Source organism: Psychrobacter sp. CoH-33_TS_01 (genome assembly GCF_058189395.1).
The window spans coordinates 133,664-152,911 of record NZ_JBVGQI010000007.1 but is presented as its reverse complement, the minus strand read 5'-3'; the positions used below and the strand labels follow the sequence as shown (position 1 = coordinate 152,911).

18 protein-coding genes are annotated in these 19,248 nt (G+C 44.0%); 5 read left to right on the top strand and 13 right to left on the bottom strand.

The window, feature by feature from the left end; all coding sequences use genetic code 11:
• Positions 1 to 81: 81 nt before the first annotated feature.
• Both groL and ACZ2XM_RS11800 read right to left on the bottom strand, forming a co-directional pair.
• Positions 82 to 1,725: a chaperonin GroEL gene (groL, locus tag ACZ2XM_RS11805; protein WP_490589234.1), complete on the bottom strand. Its 1,644-nt coding sequence runs from the start codon at positions 1,723 to 1,725 to the stop codon at positions 82 to 84.
• A gap of 101 nt (positions 1,726 to 1,826) precedes the next feature.
• Positions 1,827 to 2,120, bottom strand: coding sequence for a co-chaperone GroES (locus tag ACZ2XM_RS11800; protein ID WP_201497713.1), 294 nt, complete (start codon positions 2,118 to 2,120; stop codon positions 1,827 to 1,829).
• A gap of 472 nt (positions 2,121 to 2,592) precedes the next feature.
• Here ACZ2XM_RS11800 and ACZ2XM_RS11795 point away from each other — a divergent pair, with 472 nt between their 5' ends.
• Positions 2,593 to 3,306: a DUF3108 domain-containing protein gene (locus ACZ2XM_RS11795; protein ID WP_490589235.1), complete on the top strand. Its 714-nt coding sequence runs from the start codon at positions 2,593 to 2,595 to the stop codon at positions 3,304 to 3,306.
• 305 nt (positions 3,307 to 3,611) lie between these two features.
• Here ACZ2XM_RS11795 and ACZ2XM_RS11790 read toward each other — a convergent pair whose 3' ends face one another.
• Entirely contained in the window at positions 3,612 to 4,079 is a 468-nt protein-coding gene (locus ACZ2XM_RS11790; protein ID WP_490589236.1) for a hypothetical protein, read from the bottom strand.
• Positions 4,080 to 4,192: 113 nt separating this feature from the next.
• Positions 4,193 to 4,819, bottom strand: a complete 627-nt coding sequence (gene wrbA / locus ACZ2XM_RS11785; RefSeq protein ID WP_490589237.1) for an NAD(P)H:quinone oxidoreductase — start codon at positions 4,817 to 4,819, stop codon at positions 4,193 to 4,195.
• Between the two features lie 302 nt (positions 4,820 to 5,121).
• Between wrbA and ACZ2XM_RS11780 the strand changes: the two genes are divergently transcribed.
• Positions 5,122 to 6,645 carry a YihY family inner membrane protein gene (locus ACZ2XM_RS11780; RefSeq protein ID WP_490589238.1) on the top strand — a complete coding sequence of 508 codons (1,524 nt, stop codon included), beginning with the start codon at positions 5,122 to 5,124 and terminating at the stop codon, positions 6,643 to 6,645.
• Positions 6,646 to 7,025: 380 nt separating this feature from the next.
• The gene (locus tag ACZ2XM_RS11775) at positions 7,026 to 8,303 is read left to right on the top strand and encodes a cation:proton antiporter (protein WP_490589239.1); all 1,278 of its coding nucleotides are present in this window, start codon (positions 7,026 to 7,028) and stop codon (positions 8,301 to 8,303) included.
• Positions 8,304 to 8,456: 153 nt separating this feature from the next.
• Here ACZ2XM_RS11775 and ACZ2XM_RS11770 read toward each other — a convergent pair whose 3' ends face one another.
• The 5 genes from ACZ2XM_RS11770 to ACZ2XM_RS11750 form a co-directional block, all read right to left on the bottom strand.
• Entirely contained in the window at positions 8,457 to 9,086 is a 630-nt protein-coding gene (locus ACZ2XM_RS11770) for a DUF2127 domain-containing protein (RefSeq protein WP_490589240.1), read from the bottom strand.
• Complete coding sequence (locus ACZ2XM_RS11765) at positions 9,079 to 10,233, bottom strand: dihydroorotase (RefSeq protein ID WP_490589241.1); 1,155 nt, start codon at positions 10,231 to 10,233, stop codon at positions 9,079 to 9,081. Before ACZ2XM_RS11765 ends, ACZ2XM_RS11770 begins: the two co-directional genes overlap by 8 nt.
• 57 nt (positions 10,234 to 10,290) lie before the next feature.
• Complete coding sequence (locus tag ACZ2XM_RS11760; protein WP_490589242.1) at positions 10,291 to 10,614, bottom strand: hypothetical protein; 324 nt, start codon at positions 10,612 to 10,614, stop codon at positions 10,291 to 10,293.
• A gap of 212 nt (positions 10,615 to 10,826) precedes the next feature.
• The gene (locus tag ACZ2XM_RS11755) at positions 10,827 to 11,705 is read right to left on the bottom strand and encodes a hypothetical protein (RefSeq protein WP_490589243.1); all 879 of its coding nucleotides are present in this window, start codon (positions 11,703 to 11,705) and stop codon (positions 10,827 to 10,829) included.
• Positions 11,706 to 11,722: 17 nt separating this feature from the next.
• Entirely contained in the window at positions 11,723 to 12,760 is a 1,038-nt protein-coding gene (locus tag ACZ2XM_RS11750) for an aspartate carbamoyltransferase catalytic subunit (RefSeq protein WP_490589244.1), read from the bottom strand.
• 606 nt (positions 12,761 to 13,366) lie between these two features.
• On the opposite strand from ACZ2XM_RS11750, the gene ACZ2XM_RS11745 reads away from it, so the two are divergent.
• Both ACZ2XM_RS11745 and ACZ2XM_RS11740 read left to right on the top strand, forming a co-directional pair.
• A complete protein-coding gene (locus ACZ2XM_RS11745) occupies positions 13,367 to 14,350 on the top strand; it encodes a class 1 fructose-bisphosphatase (RefSeq protein WP_490589245.1) in 984 nt (327 codons plus the stop codon).
• A 130-nt stretch (positions 14,351 to 14,480) separates the two neighbouring features.
• Positions 14,481 to 15,314 carry a TrmH family RNA methyltransferase gene (locus ACZ2XM_RS11740; RefSeq protein WP_490589246.1) on the top strand — a complete coding sequence of 278 codons (834 nt, stop codon included), beginning with the start codon at positions 14,481 to 14,483 and terminating at the stop codon, positions 15,312 to 15,314.
• 263 nt (positions 15,315 to 15,577) lie between these two features.
• On the opposite strand, the gene ACZ2XM_RS11735 is transcribed toward ACZ2XM_RS11740, so the two are convergent.
• The 4 genes from ACZ2XM_RS11735 to ACZ2XM_RS11720 form a co-directional block, all read right to left on the bottom strand.
• Positions 15,578 to 16,510: an electron transfer flavoprotein subunit alpha/FixB family protein gene (locus ACZ2XM_RS11735; RefSeq protein WP_490589247.1), complete on the bottom strand. Its 933-nt coding sequence runs from the start codon at positions 16,508 to 16,510 to the stop codon at positions 15,578 to 15,580.
• Between the two features lie 149 nt (positions 16,511 to 16,659).
• Positions 16,660 to 17,412, bottom strand: a complete 753-nt coding sequence (locus ACZ2XM_RS11730) for an electron transfer flavoprotein subunit beta/FixA family protein (RefSeq protein WP_201497724.1) — start codon at positions 17,410 to 17,412, stop codon at positions 16,660 to 16,662.
• A 527-nt stretch (positions 17,413 to 17,939) separates the two neighbouring features.
• Entirely contained in the window at positions 17,940 to 18,500 is a 561-nt protein-coding gene (locus ACZ2XM_RS11725) for a DUF421 domain-containing protein (RefSeq protein WP_490589248.1), read from the bottom strand.
• A gap of 360 nt (positions 18,501 to 18,860) precedes the next feature.
• Complete coding sequence (locus tag ACZ2XM_RS11720) at positions 18,861 to 19,076, bottom strand: cold-shock protein (RefSeq protein ID WP_201497726.1); 216 nt, start codon at positions 19,074 to 19,076, stop codon at positions 18,861 to 18,863.
• Positions 19,077 to 19,248 lie beyond the last annotated feature (172 nt).

The window sequence follows — 19,248 nt, the reverse complement described above, 5'->3', positions numbered from 1 at the left end:
CCAAAGCCTACCGGGGTTTTCTATTGCTAAACACTATACTTTAAAAGCTATAGTATTGGGCATTGAGGGTAAAGGGGCTGATTACATCATGCCGCCCATACCACCCATGCCGCCCATACCACCGCCCATGCCAGCCATTGGGTCATCTTTCTCTGGCTTGTCAGTGATCATAGCTTCAGTCGTTAGCATTAGGCCAGCTACAGAAGCAGCGTGCTCTAGTGCAGAACGAGCCACTTTAGCTGGGTCAAGGATGCCCATCTCGATCATGTCGCCGTACTCGCCAGTAGCCGCGTTATAACCGTAGTTGCCTGAACCATTTTTCACTTCGTTAACCACTACTGAAGCTTCTTCGCCAGAGTTGGTCACGATTTGACGTAATGGGGCTTCCATCGCACGGCGAAGGATGTTGATACCAGCATTTTGGTCGTCATTGTCGCCACGAAGTTCGCTTAAAGCGCCCATCGCACGGACTAGAGCAACACCACCACCAGGGACTACGCCTTCTTCAACCGCAGCACGAGTGGCATGTAGCGCATCGTCAACACGGTCTTTCTTCTCTTTCATTTCAGTTTCAGTCGCTGCGCCAACTTTGATAACGGCAACGCCGCCAGCTAGTTTAGCGATACGCTCTTGTAGCTTTTCTTTGTCATAGTCAGAAGTAGACTCTTCTGCTTGACGACGGATAGACTCAACGCGAGCTTCGATGTCTGCTTTTTGACCAGCGCCATCAACGATAACAGTGTTTTCTTTACCGACTGTGATTTTCTTCGCAGTACCTAGCTGTTCGATAGTAGCCGTCTCTAAGCTCATGCCGACTTCTTCAGAGATAACCGTACCGCCAGTTAGTGTAGCGATGTCTTGTAGCATAGCTTTGCGACGATCGCCGAAACCTGGGGCTTTAACCGCACAAGTTTTTAGGCCGCCACGCATGTTGTTCACTACTAGAGTCGCCAACGCTTCGTTTTCTACGTCTTCAGCGATGATTAGCAACGGCTTGCTTTGTTGCATAACTTGCTCAAGTAATGGCACGATTTCGCGGATGTTGCTGATTTTTTTGTCAACTAGCAAGATGAATGGGTTTTCAAATTCAGCAGTTAGGCTGTCTTGCTTGTTAGCAAAGTATGGGCTGATGTAACCACGGTCAAACTGCATACCTTCGACGACTTCTAGCGTGTCTTCAAAGCTAGAGCCTTCTTCAACAGTGATAACGCCTTGTTTGCCTACTTTCTGCATAGCTTGCGAAATCAACTCACCAATTTTGGTGTCTGAGTTGGCAGAGATTGAACCGACTTGAGCGATAGCTTTTTCGTCATCAGCAGGAGTAGATAGCTGATGGATTTGCTCAACAGCAGCGCGAACGGCTTTATCAATACCGCGCTTAAGATCCATTGGGTTCATACCAGCTGCGACCGACTTCATGCCTTCTTGTAGGATAGACTGAGCCAATACAGTAGCGGTAGTCGTACCATCACCAGCCACATCGTTGGTCTTGCTAGCGACTTCACGGACCAATTGCGCGCCCATGTTTTCAAACTTGTCTTCTAGTTCGATTTCTTTAGCGACCGAGACACCATCTTTAGTGATAGTTGGGGCACCAAAAGACTTATCGATTACTACGTTACGGCCTTTAGGACCTAAAGTTACTTTTACTGCGTCAGCTAGGATGTTTACGCCATCCATCATTTGTTTACGGGCGTGTGCGCCAAATTTTACATCTTTTGCCATGAGAATAAACTCCAATTATTATGAATGATTCTGTCAAATTGACTTAAATAGGGATATAAATTTTTATCAGGTTACGGACTACCATTAAAGGCTGCCCAGTATTAACCTTCTAAAACGCCCAATACGTCAGACTCTTTCATGATAAGTAGCTCTTCACCGTCAACTTTGACCGTTTGACCTGCGTACTGACCGAAAAGGACTTTGTCGCCAACGTTGACGTCTAAAGCGCGGACATCACCGTTTTCACGGATTTGGCCATTACCAACAGCTAGGACTTCGCCTTGTGAAGGTTTTTCTTGCGCCGATCCTGGCAATAAGATACCACCGGCAGTTTTTTGCTCTTCTTCCAAGCGGCGGACGACAATACGGTCATGTAAAGGACGAATATTCATCAATATGACTCCAAATTAAGTTTTAGTTAGATTAAGTGGCCTAACCAAAGTATGCGCTAATATTTTTAGAATAAAAGTAGCGGATATCTCAGCTTAGGCTTGCCATCAAAAATGGGGGCAATAGCGGTTCGGTTCAAGGTCAACCGTGTGAATTTTTATAAAATAGTCGCTAATTTTTCTCTTTCTTCTCGCTTTCACCAACTCAAAACTACGGCAGGATTGGCTTTGCTGCTATCTGCCCTAAATTAAAAGGCTTAGCTGCAGTCCTGTATAGCCATGATAAGGATGAAAATGTCGCTATATCTTGCTGTTATGGGGATTATTTTACGTTGCTCACAGGGCGTTACCCCGCGGTAAGGTCAGCAATAACCCCCTACAAGACACTAATATCTCAGCCCTTGAAAATGTAACAGAATATGACCATTAAGAGGTTATCTGTTTATAACACCCCTAATATTTTTTAGAAGGATGAACCATGTCGACTATTTTTAAAAATACTTTATTGCGCAGGACGGCTGCTGCCGCCGTGATTGGAGCTATGACTATGACCGCCCCTACGCTTGCCAGTGCGAAAAACATTCAACCCAGTACGGCTGACTATAGTTTTACTATCGAAGATAAATATAAAGGCACGGCTACTCGCACGCTGACCAACTCGGGTAACGCTTGGAAATACAATATGAGCGCCCGTGTTGCTGGTGTGGCCTCCGCCTCACAAAGCAGTAGCTTTAGCTTATCCGGTACTAGTGTAATCCCTAGCAATGCTAATACCACTTATAAAGTCTTTGGCATCGGCCGCACCCATAAGCTCAGCTTTAACCCGAGCAAAAAACAGGTCGTGAGCAACTATAAAGGCAAATCGCAAACACTATCGATGCCGCAGCAAGCCTTTGATGACTTGAGCCTAGAGGTGCAAATTCGTCAAGATTTACTCAATGGTAAATTCTCTGGCAACTACTATATGGCCAAGAAAGACAAAGTAGAAAAGACTCCGTTTAAGAAGTCAGGCTCTGCTAAGATTACTGTGCCAGCCGGTACTTTTGACACAGTACGCGTCGACCGTGTACATGATGATAATAGCCGCTCGACTAGCTTTTGGTTAGCACCAAGCCTAGATTACCTACCAGTAAAAGTAAGCCAAGTTAACGATGGTAAAAAAATGGACTTAGAATTAACTAAAATTCGCTAAGCTTAAATCCTCCCCAACCCTCCTTTAATAAAGGAGGGGGAAAACCCTCCTTAACCCTGAATCAGGAAATAGCAAAGCACTGCTTTGCCCTGATGCAAGACAAGAGCTATGCTCACGTAGCTAATAAAGGAGGGGGGAAAAATAAAGGAGGGGAAAAACCCTCTATATTAGATAGAGGGCCTCCATATTGCATAAGAAAAATACTTAATCATATACTCTGTCCTAAAATGACAAAAAGCCCCGCTAATAGATAGTGGGGCTTTTTAGGTTGTGACTTTATAAGCAGGCGTCAAACAATAAGCAGACTATTCGCCGACCTTGTTCATTGAAGGCAAGCGCTTGGTCAAGATAAACAACCAAGTATTGATTAAGAATAACAGCACGAAATCTATGCCATATATCCATAGTACCGATAAATCGACGGCATAAGCTCGCGCAAAGATAACTACTCCGCTCGCACCCAGATAGACTAGCGTGAGCATACTGCCAATAAGTAACACGTAAGGCGACGTGCCCTTAAAGATGGCCGGAGTCATAATAAACGCAGGGATAAGCCATAACGCTTGCCAAGCAATGCCGCCGAGCATATCAGGATGCTGCGGGCTCAATAGCGCAATTAAGATAGGCAGTGCTATGAGTCGATAGCCGAGCCAAGTTGCCCATACCGCTCGCAGTCTTTTTTGAATGGGCGCTATGGGTTTACTGACTTTACCCTGCTCTTTGGCTTCTGCTTTAACCGGGCTAGTTGGCGGCGTAGTGCTCGCATCTTTCATGACGATAACTTCCTAATGATTATTGCTAAGAGCGTACAGCCGACGTGCTGCTTAATAATTTTTACTGTCTACTATTTATTACTACTCACCACTAGCGCTATGCTAGTCGCTAGTTATTTCCAGTTAGTATCTACTAACGCTTTAGCAGCAATCGCCAAACGGCGACCTTGGGCAATCGCTAACCCACGCTCATCAGCGGTCACAGGTTGGTCGTGAGACGCGCCACTGACATGCGAGGCACCATAAGGCGTGCCACCACGGTTGGTACGGTTTAGCCCTGGCTCAGAATAAGGAATACCTAAAATCATCATTCCATGGTGCAATAGCGGCAGCATCATCGTCACTAGCGTAGTCTCTTGGCCGCCATGCATAGAGCCAGTTGCGGTAAAGACACAGGCCGGCTTATTCTGCAGATTGCCTGCCAGCCAAACGGTGACACTATTGTCCCAAAAGTACTTCATAGGCGCCCCCATATTACCAAAATGCGTAGGGCTGCCTAATGCTAGACCTGAGCACTCTTTTAAATCCTCCATGGTGCAATACAAATCGCCCTCTTCTGGGATAGCCGGTTTGGCGACTTGGGTTTCAGCAGCGACGGCAGGTACGGTACGGATGCGCGCGGTCATACCGCCATCTTCTATCCCTTGCGCGATGGCATAGGCGAGCGACTTAGTCGTACCATGGCTAGAGTAGTAAAGGACAAGTACGTAAGGCTGTGCGGCAGTCGGTGAAGTCGTCATAAGCGGTCATCCTAAAATCATATGGTATATTTATGCAGCTGTGGTTATATTAGTGATTATAGCAATGGTTAAGTTAGTGGCCAGAAAGTCTTTAAAGTTAATAATTTAGGCTAATAAAAAGCCAGCTCATACTCTCTAGAGTGGGCTTATAAACTCGCTAGCAAACTACTGCGCCATTATGCCCGAGGGCGAGGCTCGCTTGCAAAGTCTAATCTAGATAATTGTAACTATATTGGCGGAGTACAGCAGACATAATTTTGCTAAACTACGCTCACTTTTTATTGAATTGAATATTTTGAGCCATGAATAATTTACTCCAAAAACTGCCTTTTTTTAACAAGCCTTGGTTTCAGTTTATTCGCTTTCTGTTGAGGCACTTCACTGAAGATGATTGCCAACAAAAAGCGGCCTCGTTGACCTACACTACCATGTTGTCAATCGTCCCTATATTGACCGTCCTATTGATGATTTTATCTTCGGTACCGGCATTAGAGACCGTACGGGCGCAAATTTATAGTGTTATTTATAGCAACCTATTGCCGCAGTCTAGCGTACAAGTTAGCCAGTATATTAATGACTTTGCTGAAAAGTCGACCAACTTGACCGCTGTCGGTATTATCGCGCTATTCTTCACCACCATTATGACCCTGACCACGATTGAAAAAGCCTTTAACCAAATCTGGCGGGTAGAAGATCGCTCGGGCGGCTTTAAGAGTATCTTACGCTATTGGACTATCGTGACTTTAGGCCCCTTAGTTTTAGGGACTGCTTTTATTGCCTCTAGTGCCGTACAGAGCTTAAGTTTTTTAAATCAGCAAGTCGCCGGTTACGGGATTGACTGGTCATTTTGGGTGCAAGTGGTCTCTATCATTGTGACTATGGCCGGCTTCATTGGCATGTATTGGTTTATTCCTAAAGCTCGCGTACCCGTCAAAAATGCCGCTATTGCTGGGGTATTCGTCACTATCGTTTTTGAATTACTAAAGCATACGTTTGGCGTAGTGATGGCGAACTTTACCAGTTATGAGGCCATCTACGGAGCCTTTGCCGCGCTACCAATCTTCCTACTTTGGATTTATCTGTCGTGGAACCTTATCTTACTTGGGGTTGAGATTAGCTATACCTTGACTATCTTTGAGACCAAAGAAGTGTATCCGCGTCATCCCTTGCTTAGTCTGCTCGATATGCTCAACGTGGTCTATAGCCATCATCAGCGTGGCGAGTCGGTCAGCGAACAACAACTGCGCGATGTGTTAGGCCGTAAAGAGTTGCCGAAATGGTATACCTATTTAAACTACTTACAAGATAGCGATTTAATCACTATTACCGAAGAAAACGACTACGTCCTCAAGCGCGATTTAAATCAGATGAGCTTATGGGACTTTTACCGCACACTGCCTTATCCCTTACCGATTAAAGACGAACTCGATGAGATGGATGAAAACGATATGCAGCCGTGGTTAGGGTTACTGGTTGAGCATTTCACCAACACCGAAGCCTACGCCAAGCAGGAGCTGGATTTATCTTTAGCCACTATCTTTGCCCATAGTGAGCCTCGCAAAAAGTCCAACTCAAAAAACACTTTTGCGGGTCAGAAACAGCCCCATGGTAAACTAGATAAGATGGCCGATGCAGAAGCTTTTGAGCGTGATGCGGATCTCGTCACCGACAATTATGACCGTGAAATCGTGATTCCTGATGGCTCAGAGGATAATAATTCAGCCCGTGGTAAAGCCCAGACTGGCAACCGCAGTAGAGCTATAGCCGCGCCCGCTGGTGGTAGTGGCAATATTATTACTGAGGCGGACAATCCTGAAAGGTCATAATGCTTTAGAGCGTATCGGTTCCTTAGAGTGCATCAGTTAAGGGCTATTTTTTCCATCCTGTAGGGTAATGAATTGTGGGCGGTCTATCTGGGTATAGGTCGCCCTTTTATTTTCTATTGCAAAATTCTTTTGCTGATAACTCATTCAGCACTCTTAGCTCTAGTCCTTTGTTAATAAAACTTATTTATCGCTTCTCCTGCACCTTCATGCGGTACAGCAAGGTTTTTATGACTCTGATTTATAGATTATTGCTGATATTTTCTGGGGTTTTTTGCTAGTATCTTCCTAATCCATGCCTAATCTATATAAATTCCTTGCGTTTGCACCGGTCTACTTTACGCCTGTCATTCCTTAATCATTGACCTACAGAGACCATTTGCATGTCATCTACTGCCAGTCTGACCGTCCTAGAAGTCGGTGCCATATTTTTGACTATCACCGCCTTACTCTCTTATATCAACCATCGTTTCATTGGACTGCCGACCACTATTGGCGTCATGGCTATTTCTTTAGTCGTCTCTATCGTGGCGATATTTTTGGGATTATTAGGCTTTGATCAGCTAATCGATTATGAGGTCGGTCTACTCGCCCAACTCGACTTCACCGAAGTTTTGCTCGACGGTATGTTGTCCATGCTGCTATTCGCCGGCGCGCTGCACGTCAATATTGGCGATTTACGCCGTTATAAATTGCCCATCGGTATTTTGGCCTGCCTAGGTACTATCCTTTCTGCGGTATTAATTGCTGGTGCGGTTTACTTATTCTTGCCGCTATTGGGATTTGAGCTGTCCTTTATTTGGTGTCTGTTATTCGGTGCTTTGATTTCTCCTACCGACCCTATCGCGGTGATGGGCATCTTAGCCTCTGCCGGCGCGCCAAAAAGCTTAGAGACCGTGATTGCAGGAGAGTCCTTATTTAACGATGGTATCGGCGTAGTTATCTTTGTCATTCTGTTGGGTATCTTAGCTAGCGGTGACATCCCCACAGCCGGGCATATCGGCCACAGTTTATTGGTTGAAGCCGGTGGTGGCATCTTATTCGGTATTATTTTAGGCGCTATCCTCTACTATCTGCTTAAAAGTATCAACAGCTATCAAGAAGAGGTGTTGTTAACTTTGGCCGGCGTATTAGGCGGCTATGCACTCGCCAGCCACTATCATTTATCGGGACCACTCGCCATGGTGATGATGGGACTGATGCTGGGCAACCAAGGCCGCGCTTACGCTATGAGCGATGAGACCCGCCATTATGTGGATTTATTTTGGGAACTAATTGATGAGATTTTAAACGCTATTTTGTTTGTATTAATAGGTTTAGAAGTCGTCATCATTGCTTTTTCGGTGAATTTATTCATTGCTGCCGGTCTGGCCATTATTATTGCTTTAGTCGCCCGCCTTATCGTGGTTGGCTTGACCACCAAGACCTTTAGCCAACAATTGGAGCTGCCCAAGGGGGCGTGGAAAGTCCTCACTTGGGGTGGCCTGCGTGGGGGCATCTCAGTCGCTTTAGTGCTGCAATTGCCGAGTGGGTCTGAGCGTGATGTCCTATTGGCATTGACCTATGCTATCGTGATTTTCTCTATCTTAGTGCAAGGTCTGACCATTGGTAAAGTGGCTAAATTAGTGGGGCCTAGCCGAACTAAAACTTTGTCTAATTAAATGAGATTGATTTTTACATACAACATTTCATAAGCTGTGCCTGCTAAAAGCATTATTAGAATAATTATTTCCCATAAAAAAAGCGCTGTCCTGATTAGGTTGGCGCTTTTTTATTTTCGATAACATTATAAAAATGGAGCAGCTCTTATAAAGCTAAATCAAGCCTTTACGTTTCATATTGCGGTAAACAATAATGACGATGACAATATTTAAGACAAAGATAAAGACATTAAACCAATCTAACGGATTTACAATTAAATAATAAAGCTCAAGCGGAATAAAAATGCCGTAGCCGACCACGCTATACCAATAGGCCCAAGTCTTATCTTTCCACAGACCATAGGCCTCGATAAAGCGCAGACTCGCATACCCCAGGATAATGCCCACGAACAGCTGCCAATGTACGCTAGCTTTCAACGCGGAGGCCACTAGGCTATCAACTTGCGCAATCAGCAGTTGCCCAAATTCTTTGCGCCATAAAGCCGTGGCATTGCTCAGCCAAGTGTTTAAATCCCGATGCTTGAGCCACAGTAACCAGGCCGCAATGAGCGCCCCTACCCCCTTAAAAATCTCGTAGATGGCGACGGCTTGTATAGAGCGGCTGGCAGGAGTTAGAGCACTATCGGTTAGCGGCGGCTCAAGAGTACTCGGGTGGTTAAGAGCAGTATTATTAGCTAGGGGGCTCGAATTTAAAGTCTCATCGCTGGGCGCTAGTAGCGGTGAGGTTTTCGGCGCAGCACGTTGCTTCGATGACTCAACGTGCTCGGACGGTCTCTCAGTCAAAAAGTGTCTCCACAACTCGGCCATTGAGCTGTTGGCCGATAAAAGGCGTATTCTTCCCTTGAGAATACATAGTCTCTGCGCTTACTTGCCACTCATACGCAGGGTCTACGATAATCGCGCCGCCAATTTTTTCATAGGCAGCACTGATACCAGCTATCTTCGCTGGGTTGGTACAAATCTTTTCGACCAGCATCTCTGGCGTTAATACGTCTTCTGCCACTAAGCGACAAGCCAGTGCCATAAAGGTATCAAAGTTGGAGATACCAGGTGTGGTCTCAGCAAATGGGGCTTTTTTAGCCGTCACATTCAAAGGCTCATGGTGACTACAGATAGCATCGATAGTCCCATCTGCTAGGCCATTGCGTAACGCTTGCTGATCGGTATTACTGCGCAGGGGCGGCAACACATAAGCCAACGCATTAAAGCCTTCGATATTATCATCCGTTAGGTGCAACTGGTGCATCGCCACGTCGCAAGTGACCGGCAACCCTTTACTTTTTGCCCAACGCATCAGCTCTACCGAAGACTTACAAGACAATTGGCTAAAATGGGCGGATATACCGGTCTCTTCTACCATCAGCAGTTGTTTAGATAAGGCGACTGTTTCTGCAATCCAAGGAATCCCTTGTAGACCATGGAATGAAGCGATATAACCTTCATGGGCTACCCCACCTGCCGCTAAGCTAGGCTCATTCGGATAAAAGAAGACTTTTAAGCCAAAAGTCGCCGCATATTCAAGCGTGCGCAGCATAACTAATGAGTTAGCAAAAGGCTTGCCCGCATTGGTTACGGCAATACAACCGCCTTGCTGTAGACCCGCGACATTAGCCGGGCGCTCGCCTTCTAGTCCTGCCGTTAATGCCCCTAATATATGCAAATAGATACCACCGTCTTGCAGAGCTCGCTCACGCAAGCCTTTTAACAGCGAACCGTTTTCTAGCACGGGATTGGTATCGGGTGGCAGTACCACATGTAAGAAACCGTTTTTACGCGCTGCACGACCTTCTGACTTTAGCGTGCCGTGTTGCTGACTGCCAGGCTCACGTAGGCGCGCGCATAAATCTACTAGGGGCGGCATTAGCCAGTGATTGGGCTTATCAGGTAGGTTAGCTGGCGTCGTGAAGTTATTTGGGAGTAAGTTTTGCATAGGGTGCCTGTATTGTTCAAATGACTAATAAAATTTGAGTAAATAATATGACTTATACTAATTTGCTCGGCTTAACCTATCTACCTGCTTTACTATATCTGGCAATCTGTGATTACCCGAAAGCTGACTAACAAGTGCTTTAGCTTTTGTTACATCAATACCAATGCTTGTGACATACAAAGGGTGCTTGCTGCTAACCCGAAACACAGTATGGCTTTCAGTAACTCCCTTAAAACCTTGCTTAGCAATACCTAGAACTGGCTTTTTATCCGCCAAATTATCATATAGATATTTACCTAGTCCTGCCTGCTCTAATCCATCCAAATAAACATAACCATCAATAATGATACAGTCATAAGGCTGATTAATCTGTTCAAGCAACGCTAAGATACAGGGCAGTTCTCTTTTATAAAACTGTCCCGATTGATAAGGGGTTACTCCATTAACTTGAGTAACATGCTAGCTCAAAATCTTATGGACTTTAATGTCCTCAAATCGTATTGCTGCTACGACAGCTATGCTGTCACTACTACCTTCATCTCCTGAAGAATAATAGGTGTCAGTTATCAGATATATCATAAGCATGAGCATTATCATCTAGAATAATGATCGACCTTAATCTCAGTATCATTTCTCTTGACGAACGGGCAAAGCTTTAATTTATCAATTTCGCCTTCTAAATAGCCACCTGATAAGAATAGGTTTTGCAGGTTAGGCCAAGTCTGACCTGATAAAAATAGATCAGTGAATGAATAATCCATATTATTAGAATGAGTATCTTCATAACCCTCAAAAGGGTAAATTTGCGGTTCTTCTATCTCTAAATTTAGCGATACAATATTTAATACTGGAAAGTATGAATTCAACAAATTATCCAATGTCTCTTGAGTGATGTAGCCACCATTTATTCCTGTCATATCGTCATCTAGTATAATATGCAACTGCTGTAAATTTTTTAGTTTAATAGGATAGTTGAGCTCGAAAGAACCATATAAATTCAACTCCTCTAAGTTGGGCATATTTTCTAAAATCACAGTAATGTCACCTAATCTGCCATATAAACAATGAGCATTACATAGCAGCTCCCAGACACCTAGCTCTAATGTCTTAAGATTTGGATATTCAGCATTGGATAAAATTTCGACTATTTTTCGATAATCAATCATACCGTAACGCCTGGTACTATCCGATGAGTCACCAATACTTAGCTTTTCCACAGTAGCGGTATAAGGTGATTTGACAAAAGCTTCTATAAGAGACTGTCCCTCTGAACCTAAGTAACAGTTAAACTCCTTTATAATCTTAGGTAGCTTAGTGTTTTCTGAAGTTCTGGAAGAAATACCGAAATTACAAACTTCTCCAATTTGTCTAATAGACTCAGGAACTTCCAAAACCATATTTTGAAAATAATCTATTTGTCTATTCTTCAACAAACCACTATGAAATGTATTTAACCAACCCCTGAATGTCATAATGAACTCAAAAGTAATTATTGGTTGCGGAATTCACGTTGACCCTGCATAGCCAATGACAAGACCGCCATGCGAATAGCAATACCATTATTTACCTGTTTCAAGATGACCGACTGTGGCCCATCCGCCACACTTGAGGCAATCTCCACCCCACGGTTCATCGGCCCTGGGTGCATCACTAACGCATCTGGTTTCGCCAAAGCCAAACGCTCTGAGGTAATGCCATAGTGCTTATAATATTCGCTAGAGTTGGCCAATAAAGGTGAGCCGATACGTTCGTTTTGGATGCGCAGCCCCATGATGACATCACAATCTCGCACCCCTTCATCGAGGTTTTCATAGACAGTCACGCCATAACGCTCAATACCCTTCGGCAGTAAAGTTTTTGGTGCGATGACGCGAATGTCTTTTACCCCTAGCGTCTTCAGCGCACTAATATCTGAGCGGGCTACCCGTGAGTGCTTAATATCGCCAATAATAGCTACAGATAATTCTTCGAAAGGACGCGGTGCCTCACGGTGAATTGTCAGCATATCGAGCATGCCTTGCGTTGGATGGGCATGCCAGCCATCACCACCATTAATAATGGCAATATCAGGCGTCACTTCTGTCGCCATAAAATGAGCAGCACCAGAGGCTGAATGACGTACGACAAAGATGTCGGCAGTCATCGCCTGTAGATTCCACAAGGTATCACGCAAGCTCTCGCCTTTCTTAGTACTAGAGCGGGCAATATCAATATTTAAGACATTCGCCCCTAAGCGTTTTTCTGCCACTTCAAAAGTCGTACGCGTGCGGGTAGAAGGCTCAAAGAACAGGTTCATTACCGTACAACCCTCTAACTCAGGGCTGTTAATCAGCTGACCTTGCTCATCAAAAAACGACTCAGCTTTAGCAATAATCGTCTGCAGCTGGGCTTTATTCAGCCCTTCCACGCCCAAAAAGTGCCGCAAATGCCCATCTTCGTTTAACTGAGGGCGGCTAAGCGAGGTATTAAGACGTTGATGAATAGAGTCTGGGTCATAGCGGTTCGCGCTGTTTGCGGAGCTTGGCATAGTCAGCCTTCTTATATTAATGAAGTGAATATAGTGGTAGGGTGAATATCTTGAATACGGGGCTTAACTTTAATACGAGGTTTAAAAAGCTACTTTAACGCTCATTACAGTAGAGCAATAGGCTCTTCTTATAAAGCATAGTTGGTTATAAAATCAGGGGAAATAAGCTCAATTGTGAGGGCCATTATACCCCTGCATAGCCTTTAAAGAATAACTGCTGCTAAAATAAATACCTGAGTCAAATGCCATAGCAAAAATAGGAGGCACACGCAGGTGCTAAACTCTGCGTTCAGCATGGCCTAATGTTGGCTAAATCTTGGCAACAGGCGTGATTCTACGTGTTTTTATCGCTTTTTTGAATGGGCGCTTAAGACAGGCTAGCGCATTTTTGCTATAGTCACGCTTAATTATGATTACCTTCCACTATGACTGCCAAGCACTATCAACACCAGCTAGTGTAGCTGATTTTGCCTAGAGCAAAAAGTGAAACCTTAGCTTAGCTACCTAAAGCAACGCTAGCTAATGATAACTGCGGCTTATTAACCTATATCTTACCATCAGCTCATTCTACTCTCTTACTACCATTCACCTTTTACGGAGTCACTTATGACCACCCTATCTGACTATTTACAGCAAGCTGATACCCCCTCTGAAGTCAGTAGTGTCATTGCCACTATCGCTGAAGTCGGTCGCGATATCACCGCCCTACTACGTCGCGGTGCCTTAGCCGATATCCTAGGCGAAGCGGGTAATGAAAATATCCAAGGCGAAGCACAAAAGAAACTCGACGTCATCGCCAATGACATGTTACTTGATGCATTAACGGGTAATAGCCACTGCGCAGGCGTGGCCAGCGAAGAGCTCGACCATGCGACTCCAGCCAATAATGAAGGCAGCTTATTGGTCTTGTTCGACCCGTTAGATGGCTCTTCCAACATTGATATCAATATGGCAGTAGGCACTATCTTCTCTATCCTACCTTATAACAATGTGGGCCAAGTCGCTGCTGACAGTGACTTTTTGCAAAATGGCGATGCTCAATTGGCTGCAGGTTACTTACTATACGGCGCCTCAACCATGCTGGCACTGACAGTAGGTAACGGCGTGACCATGTTTAGCCTAGACCCAGATAGCGGCGAGTATGTGTTAGTGACTGAAAATATTCGCATTGATAAAGACACTAGCGAGTATGCTATCAATAGCTCAAACCACCGTTATTGGCTAGCCCCTATGCAGCAATATATTGATGAATTGGTGGCAGGCGATGCGGGCGTACGTGGTCGTGACTTTAATACCCGCTGGGTCGCTGCTATGGTCGGTGATGTTCACCGTATCTTATGCCGTGGCGGTATCTTTATGTATCCATTCGATACGAAGTATGCCAATAAAGCCGGTAAACTGCGTTTGATGTACGAAGCCAATCCTATGAGCTTCCTCATTGAACAAGCGGGCGGCGCTTCTACCGATGCGGTAAATCGTATCATGAGCATCGAGCCTAATGACATTCACCAACGCGTGCCCGTCGTTTTAGGTAGCGAAAATGAAGTATTACGCGTGCAGACCATTCATAATGATCATAACCAGTCTTAATGAGTACTAACTAGGTTAAGCGTATCGTGTAATTACTAAATTTTAAAATTACCGCTTTAACTTACTGACTTTTTATGACGATTGCTTGTTATTACAACGCCTCTACCTCCAACGTTTACGGATACTCAACATGGCCTCAATTCCAGCAGATAAATTCTCTAATAGCCCTGTCATTACCTCTGATAAAAACCCTACGGTGAAATTGGCCAAAGGGCTCATCAGCCAATCACGCCAGCGCAAAAAGGCAGGTCAAACTGTCTTAGAAGGCGTACATCTCTTAGAATCAATGATTCAAAACGATGTGGTACCGGTACAAATCTTAATCTCTTACTCAGCGTTGACCCACCCTGATATCCAGTCGTTATTGGTATTGGTCAGTGATCATAAAATCGATAACCGATTGATGGTATTGAGCGATAGCCTGTATGACTCTATTAAAACGCTAGGTACCGGCTTAGATGTTATGGCGATTATTAATATCCCTGAGACCGACTTATACTCGCTAAAGTCACCCATTCTTACCGACTGCTTAATCTTGAATGATGTGCAGGACAATGGCAACGTGGGCACTTTACTACGTACTGCCGCTGCGGTAGGCATTAAAACTATCATCTGTACAACCGGTACAGCGCAAGCTTGGTCCCCTAAAACCATGCGTGCTGGCATGGGCGCTCAGTTTGGTCTGACTATCTATGAAGGCATTCCTGCTAACGAAGTGCTTGCCTATCTAAAAGTGCCTGTATTAGCGACCAGCTCGCACACCGACAACATTATTTATCAACAAAACTTAAACCGTCCAGTGGCTTGGGTGATGGGTCATGAAGGTCAAGGCGTTTGCGATGAAATCATGCAATCCGCTATCCCTGTTGCCCTACCCCAACCTAATGGTCAAGAGAGCTTGAACGTCGCTATTGCAGGCTCATTATGCTTATATGAGACTTTGCGTCAACGCAACTATGCCTAAGTTAATGACTGATATATGAATGAGGCATAGCTAAACAGCGGTGACTTCATTTTTGCAACTAAAAAAGGACGGTAGCAATAATTTGCTATTGTCCTTTTTTATTTGTTAAAAGATAATTTATTGATTACAAACTACTGATGCTAGTTTAAGAAAAATCACCCATAAAAAAAGCCCCCAACCAAAAGGCTAGAGGCTTTTATTTACTTAGTAAAAACGCTTCATACTAGAGAAATACTATTACTCTCTAAGCGCTTACTAGGCTATTACAGCTTGCTAGTTAATTCAGGAAGAATGTCATATAGATCGCCTTCCAAGAAGTAATCAGCAACGCTAGCGATTGGTGCTTCTGGGTCATTGTTGATAGCAACGATGACTTTAGAATCTTTCATACCGGCTAAATGCTGGATAGCGCCTGAGATACCGGCAGCGATGTACAGCTGTGGGGCAACGATTTTACCCGTTTGACCAACCTGCATATCGTTTGGTACATAGCCTGCATCGACAGCGGCACGTGATGCGCCAACAGCAGCACCCAATTTGTCAGCTAGTGGCTCAATGTATTTAGTGAAGTTTTCACCGTTAGCTAGGGCACGACCACCTGATACTACGATATCAGCAGACGTTAGCTCTGGACGATCAGATGACGCTAGCTCTTCGCTAACGAAGCTTGATTTACCAGAATCTTGCACGTTGCTTAGGGTCTCAACAGTAGCAGAACCACCTTCCGCAGCTACCGCATCAAATGCTGTAGTACGAACGGTCACTAGAACTTTATCTTCGCTAGTCTTAACAGTAGCGGTAGCGTTACCTGCATAGATAGGACGCTCAAAAGTGTTTGCATCGATAACTTTAGAGATTTCAGAGATCATGCTCACGTCTAGTAAAGCCGCAACGCGAGGTAAGAAGTTCTTACCATTCGTGGTCGCTGGCGCTAGGATATGGCTATAATCGCCCGCTAAGTCAGTGACCAATAGCGCTAAGTTTTCAGCCAATTGATATTCGTAAGCTGCGTCGTCTTCTAACAATACTTTGCTTACGCCAGCCGCTTTAGCCGCTTCGTCAGCCGCCGCTTGACAGTTTAAACCTGCCACTAGTACGTGAATATCACCACCGATTTCTTGAGCAGCAGCGATCGTGTTCAAAGTTGCCTTTTTTAGACTGGCATTGTCATGTTCTGCATATACTAAAATTGCCATTATGATAATCCTTAATATTTTGTCATTCTAGAGCGAGAGCCCACCTATGCACAGGGTAAATATGCCTGTAGATAGCGCCGATAAGCTGGCAAGCACTACGCTCTCTCTAAAGTAAGTAAAAATATTTATTACAAAGTGCAGTCAAGCTCTTAAGAGATAACTTTAGCTTCGTTTCTTAGCTTATCGATAAGCTCGTCTACTGAAGCCACTTTGATACCCGCTGAACGCTCAGCTGGTGGAACTACCTTAATGATTTCTTGCTTAGAAGCCATGTCGACACCGAAATCTGCAGGTGTTTTTTCGTCTAATGGTTTCTTCTTAGCTTTCATGATGTTAGGCAGTTTAGCGTAACGTGGCTCATTCAAACGTAAGTCGGTAGTGATTACCGCAGGTAGCGTTAATGCAACCGTTTGCAAACCACCGTCAATCTCACGCTTAACATTGACTTTACCGTCAGCAACAGTCACTTGTGAAGCAAAAGTACCTTGGCCGATACCCATCAACGCCGCCAACATCTGGCCAGTCTGGTTATTATCGTCATCGATAGCTTGCTTACCTAGTAGGATAACTTCTGTGCCTTCTTGCTCAGCGATACCTTTTAGGATTTTAGCGACTTCTAGAGGATGAGGTTTGGCATCAGTTTGTACCAATACACCACGATCAGCACCTAAAGCTAGAGCGGCACGAATCTGCTCTTGGGCTTCTTTAGGACCGATTGAAGCCACAATGATTTCATCGATAACGCCCGCTTCTTTTAAACGAACCGCTTCTTCAACAGCGATTTCGCAGAATGGGTTAATCGACATTTTAGTATTGCTCAGATCAACACCTGAGTTATCGGCTTTAACACGAACTTTAACGTTATAATCGATCACACGCTTTACAGCGACTAATGCTTTCATACATTCCTCGTTTATTACTGTTATGGATAAATAAAAATAAAGGCTGATTGAACAACTAAGTTAGGATAGCGCCCTAACACTAATGCTAGCCTATCCCAATAAAGAGACATGAGATTTACTGGCCTAATTATCGGCCGTCCGGTCATGTATTCATTAGATGTGCACAAAACTTATATATCTTGCGTGAGCAATGTCCCTAGGTCAAGATACTGCCGTGAACAATGCGTCACAGTTTTATAACTCAATGATTATAGCGTATAAAGCTGAGCAATTGCGGGTCGTATGTGCCTTATATATAGAGATAATAAGCATTTAAAGCCGTTATTTCCTCAAAATAGTCTAAAAAATAGGCGGGCATATAAACTATAAACCAAAGCCTTTTTAGCCCATAACGGATAGTTGGCTTAATGACCTGCATCTCACTGGCATGCCAAGCCTAGAAAGTTAAACTAACTTAAGTTTTTAAATTAAATTTTCTGTGCACTCAGCTATTAACAGCATAACAATAAATAAAGACGGGCTGTGTTTTAGTGTTTAAAGGTATTGTCTTGGATAAGTAACTCACTGTCTCTAATATCATCAAACAGAGACATATCTGGGATGACTTCGCTGGTTTTGATTACACTCATATCGCCGGTTGTTTCCATAATAACGGCAAAAACTTCAGATTTGGATTTAATCCCATTTTTACGTAGCACTTCTTGCACATCACTTTTAGTCAAATTAGCTTCCGCCAAATTGTCCCAAAAATACTCCCCATTGGCCATTAAGATAATAGCCTGATTATCAATCATGGCTTTAAAAGGTTTTACCTTACGACGCAACCATGAGATAAGACCTTGGATAATAAACAGGACCGCCATTGCAGCTAGACCTTGACCCAATGAGGTCGATTTAGTCAATACGGTTGAGGCAACGATACTACCTACCGCAACCGTCATAGCAAAATCATGACTCGACAGCTTAGAGAAGCTGCGTAACCCCATTAGACGCGTATAGAGCAATAAGCCTGCGTAAACGCCTACAGCCGTAATAAATATACCTAATAGATGCTGCCAATCAATGCTTAACCAAGTACTCCAATCCATAAAATGCTCCTTAAATTGAGATAGCTATCACAAAGTAACCCTTAGGGATAGGATTATACAGATTTGAAAAACTATATTTTAAGGGTAGCGATAGTCCTAAGTACAAATGGCTATATTAATAGCAGCCATTATAAAAACTCATGTTGGCATTACTATCTATGGCTGCAGCTGTCTTATTGACACCCAGGTTGATAAAAACAAATCCCAGAAACTAAAAAAGCAACCTAAAGTTAGGTTGCTTTTTATTATTATAATTATACTGTGCATGTAAAGCGTGCTAGATAGGCTAATGCTATTAGATTAAAGCTGCTCTTAGTAGAGAGATTAACTTAATACTTGCTAGACTATGTAGCGGAGCAATTACTCTGCTGATTCGATTTGTTCGGCTTGTGGACCTTTTTGGCCTTGACCTAGTACGAATGTAACTTTTTGGCCTTCAGCTAGGGTTTTGAAACCACTACCTTGAATAGCGCTGTAATGAGCGAATACATCTTGGCCGCCATCGTCTTGTGCGATGAAACCGAAACCTTTAGCTTCGTTGAACCACTTAACTGTACCTTGAACGCGATCTGACATAACTTATCCTACAAATACTAATTTTTGGGGTTAAAGAACTTAGCAGGTCATCTTAATAGAATTAAGTTCATAGACTTTACTAAATTTCTATGTCGAAGTATAACAGCTTTGGCAGCTTTGTCATGTATTAATTACTATCGTTTTGTAAATATCGCTAGTTAGCAAATATCCG

Coding starts and splice junctions, on each gene's coding strand:
- groL (WP_490589234.1), bottom strand. CDS start 1,725: ATGGCAAAAGATGTAAAATTTGGCGCACACGCCCGTAAACAAATGATG.
- ACZ2XM_RS11795 (WP_490589235.1), top strand. CDS start 2,593: ATGTCGACTATTTTTAAAAATACTTTATTGCGCAGGACGGCTGCTGCC.
- ACZ2XM_RS11790 (WP_490589236.1), bottom strand. CDS start 4,079: ATGAAAGATGCGAGCACTACGCCGCCAACTAGCCCGGTTAAAGCAGAA.
- wrbA (WP_490589237.1), bottom strand. CDS start 4,819: ATGACGACTTCACCGACTGCCGCACAGCCTTACGTACTTGTCCTTTAC.
- ACZ2XM_RS11780 (WP_490589238.1), top strand. CDS start 5,122: ATGAATAATTTACTCCAAAAACTGCCTTTTTTTAACAAGCCTTGGTTT.
- ACZ2XM_RS11775 (WP_490589239.1), top strand. CDS start 7,026: ATGTCATCTACTGCCAGTCTGACCGTCCTAGAAGTCGGTGCCATATTT.
- ACZ2XM_RS11765 (WP_490589241.1), bottom strand. CDS start 10,233: ATGCAAAACTTACTCCCAAATAACTTCACGACGCCAGCTAACCTACCT.
- ACZ2XM_RS11755 (WP_490589243.1), bottom strand. CDS start 11,705: ATGACATTCAGGGGTTGGTTAAATACATTTCATAGTGGTTTGTTGAAG.
- ACZ2XM_RS11750 (WP_490589244.1), bottom strand. CDS start 12,760: ATGCCAAGCTCCGCAAACAGCGCGAACCGCTATGACCCAGACTCTATT.
- ACZ2XM_RS11745 (WP_490589245.1), top strand. CDS start 13,367: ATGACCACCCTATCTGACTATTTACAGCAAGCTGATACCCCCTCTGAA.
- ACZ2XM_RS11740 (WP_490589246.1), top strand. CDS start 14,481: ATGGCCTCAATTCCAGCAGATAAATTCTCTAATAGCCCTGTCATTACC.
- ACZ2XM_RS11735 (WP_490589247.1), bottom strand. CDS start 16,510: ATGGCAATTTTAGTATATGCAGAACATGACAATGCCAGTCTAAAAAAG.
- ACZ2XM_RS11730 (WP_201497724.1), bottom strand. CDS start 17,412: ATGAAAGCATTAGTCGCTGTAAAGCGTGTGATCGATTATAACGTTAAA.
- ACZ2XM_RS11725 (WP_490589248.1), bottom strand. CDS start 18,500: ATGGATTGGAGTACTTGGTTAAGCATTGATTGGCAGCATCTATTAGGT.
- ACZ2XM_RS11720 (WP_201497726.1), bottom strand. CDS start 19,076: ATGTCAGATCGCGTTCAAGGTACAGTTAAGTGGTTCAACGAAGCTAAA.